Below are 19,140 nucleotides of genomic sequence, written 5' to 3' on the forward strand. Positions count from 1 at the left end.
CGTCGACGGCTGGCGGCGAGCCATACCCGGGCAGGCCTGGTGTGGCGCCGGTCGACCGCTTCGCGCCCCGAACCGGCGTGGCACCGCATCCGGGCTCGGCCTGCTGTTCGGGTTCGCGTCGATAACACGGCTTCTACGGCGTAATTGAGAGCATCCGCTTCCCGTCCTTGCTCGTCGGCCTGCGAAGGGACTAACCGCATACCGGAGGCGCGGCGGCTGCGAGCAGCTCGGCGCGGGAACTCGGCCTTGCCCTCCGCCAGGATTGGGCGGACACGGGGGTGTTCGGCTTGGCCTGCGTGCATGGCGGCCTCAACCCGGCCCCAGGCATGATCACCAACGGTCGACAGAAGCCGCGTTTTCCCTGGTCAGGGGCGGTGGGTCGCATGGGACTCGAATCCACAACCTACGGATCAAAAGCCGGAGCTCTCGTATCAGAGCAGTGCTCTCGGTGTCAGTCTGTGTCACTCTGTCCGCATCCAAGCCGCTCCTCGTGTCACACGGTGCCATGGCGTGCCGATCCGGTTCGGAACCGCCGAGCCGACAGGCTCCGCTCTGCTGGACGACGTCCATCGGCTGCTCGGCCGACGGATTCGGGTCATCACTGTGGGACGAGGCCGTTGACCTCGACCAGTGGCGGTGCGACGTAGCACGTGCAGGGAGAGGTCGTCCCGACGGCCCAGATCGAGCCGCCCACGCGGGTGAGCCCCTCGACGGTTCCCTCGGTCTCCTCGCTGGTGCCGGTGATCCAGCGGGTGCCGTTCCAGTGCAGGAACAGCGGCCTGCTCGTCACCCCGCCGTCCGTCATGCGGTAACCGCCGACCCAGACCCCGCCGCTGCCGTCAGGAGCCGCGGCGCTTAGCCAGGACTCGGTAAGCGCGGGCTCCGGCAGGACGCGCCAGCGGGTGCCGTTCCAGTGCATAACCAGCGGCTTGCCCTCATGGTCGCCGACCGCCCACACATTCTTGGCGGACACGGCGGAGACGCTCTGCAGCTCGGTGCTGCCCGACGGGAGGGTCACCGGGCTCCTGGTCCAGGTACGGCCGTCCCAGTGCAGGACCAGCGCGACATTGTTGCCCGCGTCGGTGAGGTACCACCCGACCGCCCACGCGTTGGTCGCGGACAGGGACGCGACCCCCTGCAGGGTGTTGCCGAGCGGGCCCGGGCTCGGAGAGGCCACCCGCGACCATTTCGTCCCGTCCCAGCGTTCGACCAGGGTGGCCGGACCGGGGGTGCTCCGGCCGGAGAAGGACCCGACCGCCCATGCCTGCGTCCTGGAGACCGCCGCTATGTCGTTGAGCCGGTCCGCGCCGACGTGCGAGCCGTCGGGTGGCGCGGCGGGCTGGACCGCCGTCCACGCGACACCGTCCCAGTGCCGGACCACCGGTCCAAGGCCGGTGCTGTCTCCGACGGCCCAGACGTCGTCGGATCCCACGGCGCTGACACCGTCGAGGCTGCCGGTGCCCGTCGGCGTGTCGGGAACCGGCACCTCCTTCCAGGACGCGCCGTCCCAGTGCTCGGCGACCGGATCGGCGGACTCGTACGGCGGATGCTTCTCCCCGACCGCCCACGCGTCGCTCCCACCGAGCACGGCGACGTCCTTGAGAGTGCCCTCCGCACTGGAGTGCGGCACCTTCCGCCAGTCCGCTCCTGCCCCGAAGACGGGCGGCGCCCCGGCGAGCACCGCCCCCGCCACCGCCACCACAGGAATCGCGAAACGTCTCATGAAGCGCACATGAACTCCTTCCCCCGGTTTCCGGACGTGCAGTGAGGACGCCCCGGCCACCGGCCCGGTTGCCGTGATCGCCAGAAGACCACCCCGACCAGAACCGGCCCCCGCGCCGGCTCTCTTGGCCGAGTTGAGGAGGCGGCGACGTGACGTTGGGCCCTGCTGTCACCGTCCTGCCGGGTTAACGGCGGTGTCCTCGGCTTTGCGGCCCAGGATGGCCTCAGGGCAGCCCCAGGTGTGATCACGGCATGCCCAGATGGAGGTGTTTGTTCTGGTTAGGGGTGGTGGATCGCGTGGAGACTCGAATCCACAATCCACGAACTAAGCCGGTCGTCACGGGATCGCCTGGAGAGGCGACCGCGCACCAACCGAACTCTCAATGAGGTTCCCCCCGGGGCACGGCCACCTGGGGTGAGATGGGTCAGCCGGTCGGTGGCGAGGCGCAGTGTTGTTCCTCGAAGGCGACCGGGCTCAGCATTCCGATACTGGAATGCCTTATTAATGGGTTATACCAGCACTCGATCCATTCAAACACCGCGGCGGCGAGTTCAGTTCTGGTTGACCACTTCCTGGTGTCCAGAAGTTCGAGCTGCATCGTCCCCCAGAACGACTCCATCATCGCATTGTCGAAACAGTCGCCGACCGTGTCCATCGAGCCGAGCAGCCCCGCATCCCGCAGGCGTTTCCCGAACATCCAAGACGTGAATTGCGTTCCGTGGTCGGAGTGCTGAATCGTGGAGTTGACTTGTGGTTTGCGGCGGGCAACCGATGCCGCCATCGCATCGATGACCAGGGCGCCGGTCAGGCGAATATCGATGGAATGGCCGATGATGCGGCGGGAAAAGCAGTCGAGAACTGCTGCGCAGTAGAGTTTCCCTTCGGCGGTCGGGTGTTCGGTGATGTCGGTGACCCATAGGCGGTCCGGGGCCTCGACGTCGAACGCGCGCTGCACCAGGTCCTCCTCGGTGGGCTCGTTGACCGGGTTGCGGCGGCCCTTGCGCCGGTAAATCCCCTGGATGCCGGCCTCGCGCATGAGCCGCTCGACCCGCTTGTGGTTCACTCGCTCGCCCAGCCCGAGCGTCAGTTCGGCGTGGATACGCGGTGCGCCGTAGCTGAGCCGGGAGTCGGTGTGGACGGCGCGGATGAGCTTTAACAACTCGGCGTTGCTTTGTGTGCGTATCGAGGCGGGCCGGCCGATCCTGTACCGCTCGAATACGCAGTTTCGTGCTGTTAGCTGGGATTTTGCTGTGGGGCCGTGGGAGTCGCTGCGACGATCTCGGGGTGTTGTTGTCTGTGCTGTACTGGTTGGTCTGGAGCCTGCTCGGCGTGTTGGTGATGCTGGTCCGGTCTGGTCTGTCCAAGGATGTCGAGTTGCTGGTGGTGCGTTATGAGGACCAGGTGTTGCGCTGTCAGGTCGCGGGTCGGCCGTGTTGGGGTCATGGCGGTCGGCTCTGGTTTGCGGCGTTGTCCCATCTGGTGCCGCGCCGGCGGTGGGCCGAACTCTTTCCGGTCACCCCGGCGACGGTCCTGCGCTGGCACCGTGATCTCGTCGCCCGTTAGTGGACTTTCACTGACCGGCGCCGTCCAGGTCGCCCTCGCAAGGGTGCGGCGGTCAGAACGCTGATCTTGCGGATGGCGCGGGAGATCCCGGCGTGGGGGCGCCGGCGGTTCCCAGGCGAGTTGGCCCGTCTCGGCTGCACGATTGCGGCTTCCACGGTGTGGGAGATCCTGTATGCAGCCGGCATCGATCCGGTACCGCGTCGGGCGGAGCCGACCTGGCGGCGGTTCCTGGTCGCTCAAGCGCACGGAATCATCGCCTGTGACTTCCTGGTGGCGGGTGACGGTGCTGCTCAAGCGGCTCTGTGTGCTGGTGTTCATCGAGCACGGCACCCGCAGAGTGCATCTGGCTGGGGTGACGGCGTGCCCGACGGGGGCGTGGGCGGTGCAGCAGGCCCGCAACCTGGCGATGGAGTCGGGGGAGCGTATCGGCGTGCTGCGGTTTTTGATCCACGACCGCGATCCGGTCTTCACCGCCGCGTTCGATGAGGTGCTCAAGACCGAAGGGCTCAAGGTCGTGAGGACCTTGCCACGGACAGCTCGGATGAACGCCATCTGCGAGCGCGTCATCGGAACCCTTCGCCGTGAACTGGTGGACCGGGTGTTGATCCTGGGGGAGCGGTACCTGGCCTTGGTGCTCGGCGAGTGCCTGACCCACTACAACGGCCACCGGCCCCACCAAGCCCGCCGGCAACGACCTCCAGATGCCGAACGCCAGCCCGCCAGGACCGCGGCTGAAGCAAACGACCTGAGATCCATCCGGCGAAGACCCGTCGTCACGGGCGTTATCAACGAATACCGCCATGCCGCATGACCCCAACTCAAGCCGCATAACTCAATAATCGAGCGGCACAGCGTGCGATCGCCGGGGACGGCGAGCAGGTACGGGTGATCCTGGTCGAGCGTGACGAGCACGTCGGTCCGGAACTCGGGCCCGCTCCGCGTCCGGCGATCGCGGCGCTGGACGAACTCGGAACGGCGTCTGGGCGCCACCGTGCGGCAGGTGGAGCGGGACAAGGTCGAGCCGTCGGACGGCACGCGACTGCCGGCCCGTACCGTGGTGTGGACGGCGGGCATCCAGGCCAGTCCGCTGACCGTGCAGATCCCCGGTGACCGTGACCGGCTCGGCCGGCTGGTGACCGACCCATACCTGCGGGTGTGCGGGGTCGACGGCGTCCACGCGGCGGGCGACACCGCCGCGGCGCCGGCCGAGGAGGGCTACATGGTCATGCCCAGATGCCAGCACGCGTTCCAGCTCGGCCGTTACGCGGGGCACAACGTCGCCGCCGATCTGCTGGCGCGGCCGCGGGTCCCGTTCCAGCCCGACCCCTACGTCACCTGCCTGGACCTTGGCGGCGCGGGTGCGGTGGTCGCCTCGGCTGGGACCGGATCGTCCGCGACACCGGCAAGACGGCCAAGGCTCGTAAGCGCAAGGTCAACACCGAATGGATCTATCCGCCGGTCGATGACGCAGCGGAGGTCCTTCGCCTGGGCGACTACCGCGTGTCGACCCGACCCGTCGCGTCCGCCTGAGCAGGGCGCTCAGAGCTTGGCAAGCCTGGTCTGCAGGGCCTCGGTGAGGCGGTGGACGTCGGTCTCGGTGGTGCGCCAGTTGCTGAAGGCGGCGCGGAGTGCGGGGGCTCCGGCGTAGGTGGTGGGGGTGAGGAACGCTTCGTCCTTCAACTCGTCGGCGAGACCGGCGAGGCGCTCGGCGGTCGGGTTCTCGGCCAGCGTGAAGCAGACGACGTTCAGGCGGACCGGCGCCAGGAGACGCAGCCCCGGCATCGCCTCGATGGCCTCGCCGAGCGCCTGAGCGCAGGCGATGTTCCGCTGGACGATCTCGCGGTGCCCGTCCCTGCCATAGGCGCGCAGCGTGAACCAGGCGGCGAGGGCACGCCAGCGCCGGGAGTTCTCCGGCGTGAGGTCGACGAAGTCGGGGATCTCGCCCAGCGGGCCCAGGTAGGCGGCGGCGTTCCGGAACACCCGCACCTGGAGGTCCGGGCGGCGGGTGAACTGCACGGCGCTGTCGTAGGGGACGTTCATCCACTTGTGCAGGTCGATGCAGATGGAGTCGGCGGCGCCCAGTCCGGCGACCAGGTCGGCGTGGTCCGGTGACAGGGCCGTGAACCCGCCGAAGGCGGCGTCGACGTGGAGCCAGAAGTCGTGACGTTCCCGCAGTGCGGCGATGGCGCGCAGATCGTCGAAGTCGACGGTGTTGACCGTGCCGGCGTTGGCGACCACCACGCAGGGACCGTCGACCTGCGTCAGCGCCCGCCCCAGGGCGGCGGGGTCGACCGCCTCACGACCCTGGAGGACGGGCACCTGAACCAACGCGGTGCGGCCGAGGCCGAGCATGGACAGGCCCTTGGCGATGCTCGAATGCGAACTCCCCGACAGGACGCGTACTCGTCCCAGCGCCGCCACGCCGTCCTGCGCCACATCGACCCCTCGGCGTTCGCCCAGCCATTCGCGGGCGATGGCGAGTCCGACCGTGTTGGACATGGTCGCGCCGCTGACGAACGCGCCCTGATACGCGGTGTCGAGACCGAACAGGTCGCGCAGCCAGCCGATCGTCCGGCGTTCGAGCTCCGGTGCCGCGTCGTCGAGCGCCGACGCGGGGTTCTGGTCGGCGGCCGCCGTCAGCCAGTCGCCCGCCAGTGCGGCGGGCGTGACGCCGCCCGTGACGAAGCCCAGATAGCGGGGACCCGCGCTGGCCGACAGCAGTGGCGCCCACGTGTCGGTGAACTCGGCGAGCGCCCCCGCGAGCCCGGCCCCCTCCTCGGGGAGCGGCTCCGGGGCGGGCAGGCGCAATGGCGGCACGACCGGCTGGTCAGGCAGGCGATCGAGGATCTCGGTCGCGCGCAGGCGAGTCGCCTCCAGCAGATCCGGCAGTGCCGCGAGATCGGTGGCGAGGCGTGGGTGCATGAGAGGGCTCCGATTCCAGTGACTTCAGGGAAACGGTATCCAGGGCAGGACGCGCACCTCTGGTCCAATACTGGCAAACTGGATCAGTGCACATCACGAACACCCAGCTGGTGACGGCGCTGGGCGCGTGGCGACGGCCAGGTGCCGCCCTGGCGCGGGCGCTGGCCGACGCGGTCGGCGACGCCGCCCTGGACGGACGGCTGCGGGTCGGCTCCCGGCTTCCCGCCGAGCGCCGTGCCGCCGAGGCGCTCGGTGTCAGCCGGGGCACCGTGATCGCGGCGCTGGGCATCCTGCGGGACGAGGGGTGGGTCGACACCCGGCACGGCAGCGCGAGCACGCTGCGGCTTCCGCCGGAGGCGACGGCGCGCATCGCACCGTTCTCGGCCAGCGGCGAGGACGGCGTCATCGACCTTCGAAGGGCGGTGCCGGCCGCGCCTCACGCGACATACCAGCAGGCCCTGCTGAGAGCGGCCGAGCGTTCCGGCCCGCTCCTGGCCGAGAGCGGGGAGACGGGCCCCGGCCTGCCGGAACTGCGGTCACTGATCGCGGACCGCTACACCGGCGAGGGGCTCGCCACCCGCCCCGAGCAGGTACTCATCACCTCGGGGACGCGCTCGGCGCTGGCACTGCTTTCGGCGGGGTTGCGTCCCCGTGCCGTGGCAGTGGAGATCCCCACCTACTCCGACCCGCTGGCGGGCTTCCGGGCCGCCGGCATCCGCCTGGTCGGCTGCCGGGTCACCACGGACGGCTGGGACCTGGACCAGCTCCAGGACGCGTTCCGGTCCGCGGCAGGCGGTCTGGCCTACCTCGTCCCCGACTTCCAGAACCCCACCGGCGCGCTCATGCCGGCCACCGCCCGGCGGACGGTGGCGTGGCTGGCCGAACAGCACCGGGTGACCGTCGTGTCCGACGAGACCATGCGCGACCTCGACCTGCGCGAACCGCCCGCACCGCTCCTGCGGATACCCCGCTCCGTCCTCATCGGGTCGGCGGCCAAGACGGTCTGGGGCGGCCTGCGGGTCGGCTGGATCCGGGGGCCGGCCGCGCTGATCGCCGAACTGGCCCACCATCCGCTGTGCGGATCGCTGACCGCCGCGCCGACGCAGCAGCTGGTCGCCTCGGAACTCCTCCGCGACCTGGAACCGGTGCTGCGTCACCGGCGGGCCGCTTTGCGGCGCCAGCGCGACCACCTGAGCGGACTGCTGTCCGGAGACGACCGCTGGCGTTTCACGGTTCCTCCCGGAGGGCTCGCCCTGTGGTTGCGCCTGACGAGCATGCGGGCCGATGCCGTCGTGACGCGCGCCCGCGCCCACGGACTTGAGCTGGCCGCCGGGCCGTCGTTCGCCGCAGACGCGACGCACTCCCACCATTTCCGGCTGCCCTTCACCCCGCCGATCGCCACGCTGGACCGCGTCGCCGCCGCCCTGGACCGCGCATGCCGCGATCAAGGCACGTAACAGTTCCCATTCAGTGGACGAAATCTTCCAAAATGGAATCGTGTGCAACCCTGAAGCGGTCCTCCACCCCGCCCCGGCCAGCACCGCGGCCTCTCCACCGTGGGCGCTCAAAACCCGCAGGCGGGGTCGGCGCATGGGCTGTCCTGGCTGGCGGTCTTCCTCGGGCCCGGGACGGCTTCGATCCCGTCCACGCCAAGACGGCGTACGCGGCCGGGCGGGAGCTCGCGGACCGCGGTATCGAGCTGGTCTACGGCGGCGGGGGCTCGGGCCTGATGGGGCAGGTGTCGCAGGGTGTCATCGACGGCGGCCGCGTCTTCGGCGTCATCCCGCGGTTCATGGTGGGGCGGGAATGGGGCCGGGTCGACGGCGAGCCCGGCGTGGTGGACACCATGCACGAGCACAAGGCGCTGATGGCGGAACGTACGCAGGCGTTCCTGCGCTTCTCGGCGGGCTCGGCACGCTTGAGGAATTGCTCGAGGTGTGGACGTGGCGGACGCTGCCGCTGCACGGCAAGTCGCTCGGCCTGCTCGACATCGGCGGCTTCTGGGACCCGCTCGTCGCCCTGATCCGCCGTGCCGCGGACGCGGGTTTCATGGACCCCGCCACGGCCGACGACGTGGTCGTGGGCGACCGGCTCGACGACGTCCTGCAGCGGCTTGCGGACGCCACCGGAGCCGCCGCGAGCCGCTGAAGTCCGCGGCGCCGCCCCACGCTGCCGGATCATGGTGTGCGCGGCGGGGCGGCACCGAACGTCCGGCGCTCATCGCCGGAAGACGGTAGGCGACCGGGGCCGCCGTGCGCCAGCCTGCGGAAGAAGCTCAGGATGACGCAGAGCCCCTTGGCCCAGGAGAGCGAGCGGTCGGGGGTGTCGGTGGCGGTGAAGAATTCAGGGCGGGCCGGCGCTCCGGAGCAGGAGGTGGGTGGCCAGGTCGGACGCCGCGTCCCGGTAGCGCTCAGGGCGCTCCGCGACGGCGAGGTTCAGCAGGTGGTCGCCGACGCCGGCGGCGCCGCAGCACTGACCGAGCGAGCTCAGCCACGGGATGCGGGCGACACATGCGTCGCCCGCTTCACGGGCGAGGGCCCCCAGGGACGCATCGTCCAGCACGGTGCTCGCGTGCAGCAACGTCTGCCCGAGCCCCGGCAAGGCCGCGACACCAGGACACGATCATCGGTTCAGGGCCGGGTTCCTCACCTGGGCGATGAGGTCGCGGGTGCGCAGGGCGAGGTCGGTCACGCGGTCCGCGGCGGCTTCGCGTGCCCATGCGTCGCCGGTGTCCTCCGCAAGGCTCGACCACTCCGGCGAGGCCGTGCGCGTCCCGCGGTGATGTCGGCCTCCCCCGCGGGGGAAGGGGGCCGAGCACTTGTTCCGGCAGAACGATTCGCGCGCAATGGCGCACCGGCCCCATAGGTCTGCCGCGTGACCGCCGACGCGGTAGAAGTACAGGTGCCCCAAGCCGACGCCCGCGATCCCGTCGTTCAGGTCGAACGCCTCGCCGTTCCATTCCGGCGGCGGCAGGCTCCGGCCATTCCACCCTGCGATGTCCACGCCGTTCGCGGGCGCCTCGGTGAGGAACACCTCCGCCCCGGTCACGCCAGAGAACAGGGCGGGAGGCGCGCCCGCGCTGCCGCTGTAGACGCTCACGTCATGGGCGGCTTGCGTGTCATTCGACGCCTCCAGCACCCTGTCCACCTGTTCGAGGACGTCGCGCACCAGATTGCCGGGGATCTCGGCGGCCGTTTCCTCAGTGCCCGCAGGCATCGAAGGCGAGGACAGGGGCGCCGGCCGGCCGACGTCACCGGAGGCGCTCCGCCGTGCCGCCGCACGGGCAGCGCGAACTGCGTCATTCGTTCGTATCGATCATGAGTGACGGCGGGCTGCCCATCGAGGCGATCGCCGATCTGTGCGGGCACTCCTCACCGGCGGTCACCGGGGAGGTCTACCGGCATCAGCTCCGGCCGGTGATCACCAAGGGCGCCGAGGTCGTCGACGTGGTGTTCGGTCCGAGCAAGTCGGCGTAGATCGGGTGACGGTGGCTCCCCTCTTGGCTCCCCATCGACCTCGAAGATCGAAAAAGGGCTCCGGAGTGATCTCCGAAGCCCCTCTGACCTGTTCTTTCTCTGTCGGGACGGCGGGATTTGAACCCACGACCCCTTGACCCCCTGGCAGAGCGTTAGACAGTTGCCGCAAGCGTGCCGCCGCGCTCGGGCGGCGACTCGTAGCCGACATCTAGTTCCGGCGGACATGCGACCGTTCTTCCTGCGCGCCGCCCCTGAACGACGCCCAGCCCACGATTTTCGCAAGGGGTGTGGCGGTGTGGCACTAACCTGGTGATCGACTCTTAGAATCTGCTCGGGGTGGGAGAGCGCTCGTGAAGCCATTGCGGCCCGAGGACCCGCGTCAGGTCGGTTCTTATCTGCTGCGGGGCCGGCTGGGGGCCGGCGGGATGGGTGAGGTGTATCTCGGCCGTTCACCCGGGGGCCGGGACGTGGTGGTCAAGCTGATCCGGTCCGAATACGCCGGCGAGCCGAAGTACCGGCGGCGATTCGCCCGTGAGGTGCAAGCGGCACAGCGGGTCGGCGGATTCCACACCGCGCAGGTCGTGGAGGCCGATCCCGAGGCCGATCCGCCGTGGATGGTGACCGAGTACATTCCGGGGCCGTCGCTGCAGGAGCTGGTCCAGGCTAGGGGCCCCCTTTCCGCCGAGGCGGTGCTCGCGCTGGCGGCCCAGCTGAGCGAGGGCCTGGCCGCGATCCACGCCTGCGGGCTGGTGCACCGCGATCTCAAACCCGGCAACGTGGTGATGGCCGACTCCGGGCCCCGGATCATCGATTTCGGCATTGCCCGAGAGGCCGACGCCAGCGTGCTCACCGAGGACGGCACGGTCGTCGGCACCTACGCCTTCATGTCGCCCGAGCAGGTCCACGCGCGGCAGGTCGGGCGCGCCAGCGATGTGTTCTCCCTGGGCGGAGTGCTGGTGTTCGCGGCCACCGGGCACAGCCCCTTCGCCGCCGGCACTCTGCCGGCGATCGTCTACCGGATCGGCGGCGCCGAACCCGAACTCGGCGGCATCGGTGGTGAACTCCGCGGCCTGCTCACCGCCTGCCTGGCCAAGAACCCCGAGGCACGGCCGACCGCTAACGAACTGCTGGCCTGGCTCGGCGGTTCGGTCCCCGACCGACCGTTCCCCATCTCCACCACGATGACCGAGCCCGGCCTGGGAAGGACCGGGGCCACGACGGGAGACGGCGGCAAGGCGCCGGGCACCGTCCGTCGCCGGTTCGTTCTGGGCGGCCTCGCCGCCGTGGCGGCCGCCGCGGCGACGGGTGTCCCGGCCGCGGTCATCGCCTCGCAGCGGGGCGAGCGGCGCGATCCCCCGGCCGCGCCCGCGCGCGCTGCCGCCTCTTTTACCGGTTCGCTCACCGGCCACGGCGCCGTCGTCTCCTCCGTCGCGTTCGCCCCGGACGGCAGGTCTGTGGCCAGCGGCGGAGGCGACGGGACCATCCTGTTGTGGGATGTGGCCACCGGCAGGAAGATCCGCACGTTCACCGGTCACACCTACCCGGTCGTCTCGATCGCCTTCAGCGGCGACGGGAGGACGATGACCAGCGGCGCCGAGATCGTCCGCGTGTGGGACGTCAGCACGGCCAGGCAGATCCGGAAGATCTCCACTCAGAGCCGTATCCCCGGCGGGTTCGACATTGAGATCCGCGCGATGGCCGCGAGCCCGGACGGCCGCACTCTGGCCACCGACGGGGCCGAGGGCCACGTCCTGTTGTGGGATGTGGCCACCGGCAAGGTCACCCGTACGCTCCCCGGCAGCTCCGCGGACAACGCGGTGGCGTTCGGTCCCCGCGGCGCCACCCTGGTCGGTGGCGCCGACAACATCGTTCTGTGGGACGTCGCCACCGGCGCACGCATCCGCCTCTTCGGCAGTATGCGCGGAGCGGCCACGTCGATCGCGCTCAGCTCCGACGGCAGGACGCTGGCCGTCGGCGGCGCCTCCAGCGCCACACTGCTGTGGGACGTGGCCACCGGAAGAAAGATCCGCACCCTGACCGGTCAGGGCGACTCTACGGGGCCGATCGCCATCAGTCACGACGGCAGGACCCTGGCCAACACTGTGGGCCGTGAGGCCAGAGGCAGTGAGGTCATAGCGCTGTGGGACCTGGCCACAGGTAAGATCATCCGCACTCTCGCCGGCCACACCGGTACGGTCACCTCGGTGGCCTTCAGCCCCGACGGAAAATCGCTGGCCAGTGCCAGCGAAGACAGGACGGCACGCCTGTGGAGGCTGACCTAGTGTTCTGCGCCTGAAATCCGTTGTAGATATCGGGCGAGGGAGTCGAGGATCTCTTCGGCGGTCTTGGTCCATACGAATGGTTTGGGGTTGGTGTTCCATTGCTGGATCCAGGCGCGGACGTCGGCTTCGAGGGCGTGGACGCTTTTGTGGACGCCGCGCTGGGTGGGCTGGGTGGTGAGGTAGGCGAACCAGCGCTCGACCTGGTTGAGCCAGGATGATCCGGTCGGGGTGAGGTGCACGTGGAAGCGGGGGTGGCGGGCCAGCCATTCGTGGACGAGTGGTGTCTTGTGGGTGGCGAGGTTGTCGCAGACCAGGTGCATTTCCAGTTCGGCCGGGACGGCCTTGTCGATCGCGACCAGGAATTTCTTGAACTCGGCGGCGCGGTGCCGGCGGTGCAGTTCGGTGATGACGGTGCCGTCGGCGATGTTGAAGGCGGCGAACGGGCTGGTGGTGCCGTGCCGGGCGTAGTCGTGGGTGCGCCGTTCGGGCATGCCGGGCATCATCGGCAGCACCGGTTGTGAGCGGTCGAGGGCCTGCATTTGGGATTTCTCGTCCACGCACAGGACCACGGCCCGCTCGGGCGGGTGGTGGTAGAGGCCGACCACGTCCACCACCTTTTCCACGAACAGCGGGTCGGTGGAGATTTTGAAGGTGTCGGCCCGGTGTGGCTTGAGGTCGAAGCGGCGCCAGATCTGCCCGATGGTGGACTTGCTCAGCCCGGTGCGCTCAGCCATCGAGGCCCTTGACCAGTGGGTGGCGTCCGGCGGGGTCTGCTCCAACGTGAGGGTGACCACCTGCTGGACTTTGTCCAGCAGGATCGAGGGCGGCCGGCCGGGGCGGGGCTCGTCGGCCAGCCCGGCCGGGCCGTGCTCGATGAATCGTCTGCGCCACTTGGCCACCGTCGGCGGCGAGACGCCCAGCTCGGCGGCCACATGCGTGTGGAACGCGCCGGGCTGCGCGCATGCCAGCACGATCCGGCACCGCAACGCATACGCCTGCGTTGAGGTCGCCGCCCGCGCCCCGCGCTCCAACTCCGCCCGTTCCGCCGCGGTCACGGAAAACGGCGTCTTCGGCCGCCCCGTCCTCGCCATCGCCCCAGCATAGATTTACACAACGGATTTCAGGCGCAGAACACTAGGCGGTGTTTCGAAGTAGGTGGAGCCATTCGTTGATGGCGGTGATCTCAAGAACCGCCTGGTGGCGGACGCAGAGCTTGTCGTATCTGGTCGCCATGGCCCGGTCACGCTTGAGACGGTTGATGCCGCACTCGACGGCGTGGCGGGCGCGGTGATCGATCGGATCGAAGGCGGGTGGACGGCCGCCGAGGTGGCCCCACCGTCGTCGGTGACCGGCCTGGTCGGCCGGCACCGGGACCGTGGCTGCGATCCCGCGGCGGCGCAGGCGAGCGCGGATCGCCCGAGACGAATACGCCTTATCCGCCCGCACCCGATCGGGTCGGGTTCGAGGACACCCCCGCCCAGGATGGGCCATGGTCAGAGCCCCTTCCAGCTGCAATCTAATTGTCTATGCAGATAACTATACGCGGGCTCTGCGGCCGTCACGGCGACTGTGAGGCGGGTTACGCGGGACATCCCCGAGCGGCTGAGCCAGTCGGTGTCATTGGTCGGGCTGCCGCGGAGCCGCATCCCCGTAGTAGGGGTGCCGCCATGCGGTGGTCCCGCTCGCGTGCCTGATCCCAGCAGCGCGCGGCCAGGTCGACGAACTCATGGGGCACCCCCTTTTTCTACCTGCGGGTTGCCTTACTGTCGGCTCAGTGCTCGATGGTCGCGGTGAGCATCGCGCCCAGCTGCGTGTCGCCGACCAGGGCGCCGTCCCACAGGGCGGTCAGTGCGGTGATGCGCGCGTGGCGGTCGAGTTCGAGCGCGACGGCGCCGTTGTTGACGAGGACGCCGCCGGGGTTGTTCGGATTGCTCCACTCGTAGCCGCCGCCCTGCGCGCTGCCGACCACGTGGCGGAGCGAGGACCCCGGCCCGTACGGCAGCAGGCGCAAGCCCCGCTTCAGGAAATCGGCGATTGCCCGGCGGCCCACCAGGCGGCTCTTCAACGTCAGGTCCTCGAAGCTCCCGTCGAAGGCGAACAGGTCGGCCGCCGCTGCCGCGTTTCCGGCAACGAAGGCTTCCGACAGGGCGGTGGCGACCCTGCGCACCACGGGTGAGGCGTTCTCGCCCGTGGCGCGTTCACCGAATTCACGGGGGAACTGCTCGGGGGGCAGCCGGAAGTCCTTGGTGGCTTGGATGGTGAAGTGCCTGCCGTCCCAGTAGTCCACCTGGCGGATGACCTTGCCGCCTTGGAAGTCGAGGGGCGCCATGGAACGGATTTCGTGGCCGAACAGCTCGGGTGAATCATAGAACAGGAGCATGGCGCTGCGGGAATCGCCGATGATTTTGATCGGGTACGCGTCGGCGTTGGGGCCCCACCCGGGCATGATCGCGCCTATTGCCGCGTAGAGCTCGTCCCAGGTGCGCCATTGGCCGCCCCAGATGGGGTCGACGTAGGTCAGCCGGCGTTTTGAGAAGTACGACAGGAAGCCGTCCAGGTCCCTGGCCGCTTTGGCCTGGAACATCTTCACGACCAGGTCGGCGACTTTGCGCGTGGCGTGGCTCGCGTCCAGCGCAGGATCGGCTCCGCCGGCCGGGCCGGAGGTGTCGGCCGCCGCGGCGACGGCCGAACCGCCGACCGCGGCCAGGGTGACGGCGCCGGCACCGGCGAGCGCCGCCCTGCGGGTCAGCAGGGACGGCGCGGACGAGGCGGACGAGGCGGACGGTGTGGCGAGGGTCTTGCTGCTGCGCTTGTTCACCTTGCCAGGGAAGCTCCGGTCTCCATCATTTGTCGAAGGTCGTCCGGGCATGGCTCCATGTCTGGCCGGCATAGCGCCTCGCCGGCGTGCCGGACGAACTGCGCGACATCGACCGATGTCGCGCGGGCGGCCCAGATGACCCGCAGCTCGATCGGCGACAGTTCCTCGATCTGGGGCACGACGCTCAGCCCCGTGCGCGGCAGGTCGCGAACGTGGCGAGCCGCGAGGAAACCGACGCCCCGGCCGAGGCGGATGCCGGCGACGAACTGGGAGAGGTCGTGCACCACCGGGCCGGCCTGCCACTCATAGGGCGTCCGGTCCGTGCCCGTCCAGAAGGCCGTTTCTTCGGCGGTGTGCGAGGCCCAGACCGGAAAGGTCTCGCCGTCGAGCTCACTGCGATGCACCTTCGTCCGCCCGGCCAGTGGATGGGATTCAGGGAGCACCGCGACCCGCGGGTCGCAGCGTATGGGGTCTGCTTCGAGACCCTGCAGATCGGCGGGACCGCTCCGCAGCGTCACGTCCACTTCCCCGTCGCGCACCTGATCGAGCTGGACCCGTCGGTCGACGACCTTCGCCGATGCCTGACGGGCGCCTGGGTAGCATCTATTGTAGGAGTCAACCAATTGCTGCAGGACATCTATGTCACAACTCTGGGCACTTACCCGCAACTGCGGTTCTTCCTGCCCCAGTCGCAAAAGCCGGGTCAACGCCGTGTCGGCGAGATCAACAAGCGTGCGGGCATCCTGGCTGAGCAGCAGTCCGGCCTGAGTCAGTTCCACACCGTGCGGGCTGCGATTGAAAAGCGGTGTCTCGACCGCTTTCTCCAGTGTGCGGATCGCTCGCGACAGCGCAGGTTGGGTTATCTGGAGGCGCTCGGACGCGCCGGTGAACGTACCCGCCTCGGCGACGGCGAGGAAGTAGCGCAAAAGTCTCAGATCGAAATCTTGTTCCATGAAATCCACGACCTCGTTGTGAATCCTGCCGATGTTCTGGTGAAGATCGTTACATGCCGTGGTCCGGCGTGGCCGGCCCCGCCGAGACCGAAGGTGAACGACACGCCCGCGCCGGCACCGAGCACACGCCGACCATGGTGCCGCCCGCTGCGCCACGGCTGACGACCGCTATCGCCGGTGGGCGGACACTGGCTGGGGCAGCCCCTCATATCCGACCGCGCGCGAGCCGCCGACGAGGGAGCCATGAACGCGGACGAATCCGCGGTGCGAGAACAGCGCAAGGCCGCCTGCTGGACCGAGCGCGCCGAACACCGCATCCACCCACAGCGCCAGCCGCGACGACCTCGAAACAACGCTCCGCCGCATCGCGAGACTGGAAGCCGACCGCCGCCGGCTGTTACGCCCACGTGAACGGCCACTGGCACCGGATCCTCCGCGTCGACCGCAAGACCCTGACCGTCCCGCCATCCATCACCTGGCCAGGCCGCTAGGTGGTCGCCGACTCCACCCTGTCCTGGACCGACCGCATCCGTACGGCGAGGCCACCGGATGGGCGTCCGCCGCGCAGGCTGCCGGTGGCCAGCGGGCTTGAGCTTTCGGGCTTCGGCCTGTCCTCGCTACCATCTTCTCCCCTTGCCGTAGTTGAGTGATCGCCCGTCAGCTCGTCAGTTGGAAGATCGGGGCGTTACGGGTTGCCGCGGGCGTGTGTTACCGCGGGCGGTGCAGCAGGAACGCCGCACTGGTGGCGACGCCGGTGACGAGCAGCACGCCGAAGATCAGCAGCGCGGTGTCGGCGGCAACGTGTTGGGCGAGCACGCCGAGGCCGACGGCCGGGACGGTCAGGCCCACGTAGCCGGTGAGGAAGAACGAGGTCAGGGCACCGGCGCGGCTACCGGGATCGCTGGCGGCGATGACAGTGCCCAAGGAGCTTTTGAAGTACGCGCCCGCGCCGAAGCCGAGCACGGCACCGCCGAGAAGGAACAACCACAGGCTGGGCGTGCTGAGCTGCACCGCGACGACGATGGCGACCGATCCGGCGGTGATCCACGACGCGCCGATGCCGGCCAGTGCCTGTCGCCCGTAACGAGCGGGGAGGATCTGGGCCGTCGCCGTCGCGGCGAAGACGAGGAAGTCCACGGCGCCGGCCAGGGCGCGCGAGGGGTGGCCCAGCGGCCCGGCGAGGAACGTCGGGGCCAGGGACATGAAGAACGCGAGGGCCGCGAAGGCGATGAAGGCGCCGATGAGCGCGCCGATGAAGGCCGCGCGGGCCTGTGCCGGCGCTGTGATCCGCTGCGGGTGGTAGCGGGGCCGGTCGGCCGACGCCAGGGTGCGTGTCTCCGGGGTCAGGGCGAGCCCGACCGCGCTGGCCGCCATCAGGGCGAGGAATACCAGGTAGGGCACGGTCAGCGGCTTGGCGACCCACTGGGCCAGGGCGCCGGCGATGAGCGGCCCTGCGCCGATCCCGCCGAGGTTGGCGGCCGCACCGACGATCTCGGCCCGGCGGCGGGTCGCGGAGGGGCGGCGGGCCGCGTGCAGTTCGGTGATCCAGGCGGTCGCGGTCGCGGTGGTCGCGCCGATGGCGAGGCCGTTGACGAAGCGCGCCACGATCAGGCCGGTGAGATCGCGCCAGAGCAGGAACAGGATGGCGCTGAGCGCTGCGGTGAGCAGTGCCGGGATCAGCAGCCGGCGGCGGCCGTACCAATCCGAGACGTGTCCGACGGTGAACAGCGCGAGGATGACCCCTACGGCGTAGACCGCGTAGACGATCGTGATCGTCAGCGGGCCGAAGCCGTCGCGCGCCGCATAGAGCCCGTAGAGCGGCGTCGGGACCGCGGAGAATCCCATGATGACCGCGAACGCCGCCGAGACAGCCCAGAATCCGACGGCGTGCCGGCGCCCGGCCGGGGTGGGCGCGGGCTGTGGGGGGTCTGTGACCAGATCGGCGATGACCGGGGTGGGCCCGGGCACCGCATGGTCGGTGGTGGACATCAGCAACTCCTCGAGATCGTGCCGCACGTCCGGTAGGTGCGGGCGCGAATGGTTGACTCCTCAACCATAACTCTATTGGTTGAGGAGTCAACCATGAGTTAGCCTGGTCGTATGCCGACCGAACCCAAGTGGCTCACTCCCCATGAAGATCGTGCCTGGCGGGCGTTCGTGCACGCCGGTCACCAGCTCGACGCGCGCCTGAACCGCCACCTGCTCCAGGACTCGGGACTCACCCAGGCCGACTACGCGGTCCTTGCGGCACTCTCCGAGCACGCCTGTGACCGCATGGCGGCGCGGGAACTGTGCGCCACGTTGGCGTGGGAGAAGAGCCGGCTGTCCCACCAGATCCGCGGCATGCAGAAACGAGGACTGATCTCCCGCGAACCCAACCCCGACGACGCCCGCAGCGTCATGATCCGCCTACTGCCCGCGGGCCGGCGCGCCATCGAGAACGCGGCACCGGCACATGTGCACCGGGTCCGCCAGCACTTGATCGGCCTGTTCACCCCGGCCGAACTCGACACCCTCGCGACCCTCAACGAACGAGTCCTGAACCACCTCGCCGAGGAAGCGCTCCCAGAGTGATCCACTCCCGATGGGCCGTTCCAGAGCCTTGGACCAGCCACGATCAGATCCGGGGCAAGACGAGGAACGGTCCGTCCGGCAACGGCGGGTCCTGTACCTCCTGGGCCTCCCGGGCGGCCGGTTGCGTGCGGAGTTGGCTCATGGCGATGGTTGCCTGCGCGTCCGGTAACGCGGCCGGGCCGGGACCGCAGGAGCATGTTGTGCGCCACGCGAACAGCCACGGGCGGGCGTCGGGGAACGAGCGGTCGTAGCTCGCGCGGGACCCGAGCGCCGCCACCCACACCTCACCGAGCAGGTCCTCGGCCGCCTCCCGGCCGACCCGTCGCACGAGGTAGGCCCCGACCGCCGCCTCGTGGCGCCGGACCACCTCCATGAAGGCGTCCACGTCGCCGCCGAGCGACCGGGCGATCAACTCCGCGTCATCCGGATCAGTTGTCATGACCCTCCTCGTCTCTGGAGCGCCCACACCCGGCAATTGCCGAACCGACGGCTGAAGCGTTCAGCGTCGGCCGGCGGGCCCTATTCCAGGAGACCCGGGGGCCGGCCGCAGCGGGACGAGGGAGCTCATGCGCTCGGAGTGTGGACGATGCAAAAGGGGCGGCTGGAGACCAGTACTAACGATTGCATTTCGGGGCAATGCACAAACTCGTTGTCACCACCGCCGGGCGCTAGGACGTGGCGTCGTCGTCCTCGGGGGCGAGGCGCGCCCAGACGGTGGCCAGGTTGCGCAGGTCGTCCTGGTCGAGCCGGTCGAAGAAGAGCCTGCGCAGGTCGCCGTGCTGCTGCTTCCACGCCCTGCGCAGGAGCGTCCGCCCGTCCCGGGTGAGGA

Annotated in this window: 19 protein-coding genes and 1 pseudogene; 9 read left to right on the plus strand and 11 right to left on the minus strand. The window is 69.6% G+C overall.

What is annotated here, in order from left to right:
- Positions 1 to 598: 598 nt before the first annotated feature.
- Positions 599 to 1,723, minus strand: coding sequence for a hypothetical protein (locus ACA514_RS38315; protein WP_375046191.1), 1,125 nt, complete (start codon positions 1,721 to 1,723; stop codon positions 599 to 601).
- A 424-nt stretch (positions 1,724 to 2,147) separates the two neighbouring features.
- Positions 2,148 to 2,924 (minus strand): IS3 family transposase, encoded by a 777-nt coding sequence (locus tag ACA514_RS38320; protein WP_375046212.1) that lies wholly within the window; start codon positions 2,922 to 2,924, stop codon positions 2,148 to 2,150.
- Between the two features lie 83 nt (positions 2,925 to 3,007).
- On the opposite strand from ACA514_RS38320, the gene ACA514_RS38325 reads away from it, so the two are divergent.
- The 3 genes from ACA514_RS38325 to ACA514_RS38335 all read left to right on the plus strand — a co-directional run bounded on the left by ACA514_RS38325 (position 3,008) and on the right by ACA514_RS38335 (position 4,934).
- On the plus strand, positions 3,008 to 3,286 hold the full coding sequence (locus ACA514_RS38325) for a hypothetical protein (protein WP_375046192.1): 279 nt from the start codon (positions 3,008 to 3,010) through the stop codon (positions 3,284 to 3,286).
- A 277-nt stretch (positions 3,287 to 3,563) separates the two neighbouring features.
- The gene (locus ACA514_RS38330; protein WP_375046193.1) at positions 3,564 to 4,097 is read left to right on the plus strand and encodes an integrase core domain-containing protein; all 534 of its coding nucleotides are present in this window, start codon (positions 3,564 to 3,566) and stop codon (positions 4,095 to 4,097) included.
- A 90-nt stretch (positions 4,098 to 4,187) separates the two neighbouring features.
- Positions 4,188 to 4,934 carry an FAD-dependent oxidoreductase gene (locus tag ACA514_RS38335; RefSeq protein WP_375046194.1) on the plus strand — a complete coding sequence of 249 codons (747 nt, stop codon included), beginning with the start codon at positions 4,188 to 4,190 and terminating at the stop codon, positions 4,932 to 4,934.
- Here ACA514_RS38335 and ACA514_RS38340 read toward each other — a convergent pair.
- Positions 4,826 to 6,208: a pyridoxal phosphate-dependent decarboxylase family protein gene (locus ACA514_RS38340; protein ID WP_375046195.1), complete on the minus strand. Its 1,383-nt coding sequence runs from the start codon at positions 6,206 to 6,208 to the stop codon at positions 4,826 to 4,828. The two genes, ACA514_RS38335 and ACA514_RS38340, sit on opposite strands and share 109 nt — an antisense overlap.
- Before the next feature lie 86 nt (positions 6,209 to 6,294).
- On the opposite strand from ACA514_RS38340, the gene ACA514_RS38345 reads away from it, so the two are divergent.
- The 3 genes and pseudogenes from ACA514_RS38345 (at position 6,295) to ACA514_RS38355 (ending at position 8,356) form a co-directional block, all read left to right on the plus strand.
- On the plus strand, positions 6,295 to 7,665 hold the full coding sequence (locus ACA514_RS38345) for a PLP-dependent aminotransferase family protein (protein ID WP_375046196.1): 1,371 nt from the start codon (positions 6,295 to 6,297) through the stop codon (positions 7,663 to 7,665).
- A gap of 32 nt (positions 7,666 to 7,697) precedes the next feature.
- A pseudogene (locus ACA514_RS38350) lies at positions 7,698 to 7,985 on the plus strand (hypothetical protein); the annotation flags it as partial.
- Positions 7,986 to 8,014: 29 nt separating this feature from the next.
- Entirely contained in the window at positions 8,015 to 8,356 is a 342-nt protein-coding gene (locus ACA514_RS38355; protein WP_375046197.1) for an LOG family protein, read from the plus strand.
- 195 nt (positions 8,357 to 8,551) lie between these two features.
- Here the strand turns inward: ACA514_RS38355 and ACA514_RS38360 are convergent, their stop codons facing one another.
- Together ACA514_RS38360 and ACA514_RS38365 are read right to left on the minus strand one after the other, a co-directional pair.
- A complete protein-coding gene (locus tag ACA514_RS38360; RefSeq protein WP_375046198.1) occupies positions 8,552 to 8,809 on the minus strand; it encodes a hypothetical protein in 258 nt (85 codons plus the stop codon).
- 21 nt (positions 8,810 to 8,830) lie between these two features.
- Positions 8,831 to 9,424 carry a hypothetical protein gene (locus ACA514_RS38365; protein ID WP_375046199.1) on the minus strand — a complete coding sequence of 198 codons (594 nt, stop codon included), beginning with the start codon at positions 9,422 to 9,424 and terminating at the stop codon, positions 8,831 to 8,833.
- 53 nt (positions 9,425 to 9,477) lie between these two features.
- On the opposite strand from ACA514_RS38365, the gene ACA514_RS38370 reads away from it, so the two are divergent.
- Entirely contained in the window at positions 9,478 to 9,684 is a 207-nt protein-coding gene (locus ACA514_RS38370; protein WP_375046200.1) for a tyrosine-type recombinase/integrase, read from the plus strand.
- 350 nt (positions 9,685 to 10,034) lie between these two features.
- Positions 10,035 to 11,966, plus strand: coding sequence for a WD40 repeat domain-containing serine/threonine protein kinase (locus tag ACA514_RS38375; RefSeq protein ID WP_375046201.1), 1,932 nt, complete (start codon positions 10,035 to 10,037; stop codon positions 11,964 to 11,966).
- Here ACA514_RS38375 and ACA514_RS38380 read toward each other — a convergent pair.
- From ACA514_RS38380 to ACA514_RS38400, 5 genes are all read right to left on the minus strand, one after another.
- Positions 11,963 to 13,057, minus strand: a complete 1,095-nt coding sequence (locus ACA514_RS38380) for an IS630 family transposase (RefSeq protein ID WP_375046202.1) — start codon at positions 13,055 to 13,057, stop codon at positions 11,963 to 11,965. The two genes, ACA514_RS38375 and ACA514_RS38380, sit on opposite strands and share 4 nt — an antisense overlap.
- Positions 13,058 to 13,100: 43 nt before the next feature.
- Positions 13,101 to 13,457: a transposase gene (locus tag ACA514_RS38385; RefSeq protein WP_375046213.1), complete on the minus strand. Its 357-nt coding sequence runs from the start codon at positions 13,455 to 13,457 to the stop codon at positions 13,101 to 13,103.
- A 280-nt stretch (positions 13,458 to 13,737) separates the two neighbouring features.
- Complete coding sequence (locus ACA514_RS38390; RefSeq protein WP_375046203.1) at positions 13,738 to 14,784, minus strand: hypothetical protein; 1,047 nt, start codon at positions 14,782 to 14,784, stop codon at positions 13,738 to 13,740.
- A complete protein-coding gene (locus tag ACA514_RS38395; protein WP_375046214.1) occupies positions 14,781 to 15,737 on the minus strand; it encodes a LysR family transcriptional regulator in 957 nt (318 codons plus the stop codon). Before ACA514_RS38395 ends, ACA514_RS38390 begins: the two co-directional genes overlap by 4 nt.
- 708 nt (positions 15,738 to 16,445) lie before the next feature.
- Positions 16,446 to 17,726, minus strand: coding sequence for an MFS transporter (locus ACA514_RS38400; protein WP_375046204.1), 1,281 nt, complete (start codon positions 17,724 to 17,726; stop codon positions 16,446 to 16,448).
- 111 nt (positions 17,727 to 17,837) lie between these two features.
- Between ACA514_RS38400 and ACA514_RS38405 the strand changes: the two genes are divergently transcribed.
- Positions 17,838 to 18,311: a MarR family winged helix-turn-helix transcriptional regulator gene (locus ACA514_RS38405; RefSeq protein ID WP_375046205.1), complete on the plus strand. Its 474-nt coding sequence runs from the start codon at positions 17,838 to 17,840 to the stop codon at positions 18,309 to 18,311.
- A 43-nt stretch (positions 18,312 to 18,354) separates the two neighbouring features.
- Here ACA514_RS38405 and ACA514_RS38410 read toward each other — a convergent pair whose 3' ends face one another.
- Entirely contained in the window at positions 18,355 to 18,750 is a 396-nt protein-coding gene (locus tag ACA514_RS38410) for an RNA polymerase sigma factor (protein WP_375046206.1), read from the minus strand.
- Between the last annotated feature and the right edge of the window lie 390 nt (positions 18,751 to 19,140).

This window comes from Actinomadura sp. NTSP31, from assembly GCF_041951385.1.
Classification (GTDB): domain Bacteria; phylum Actinomycetota; class Actinomycetes; order Streptosporangiales; family Streptosporangiaceae; genus Spirillospora; species Spirillospora napierensis.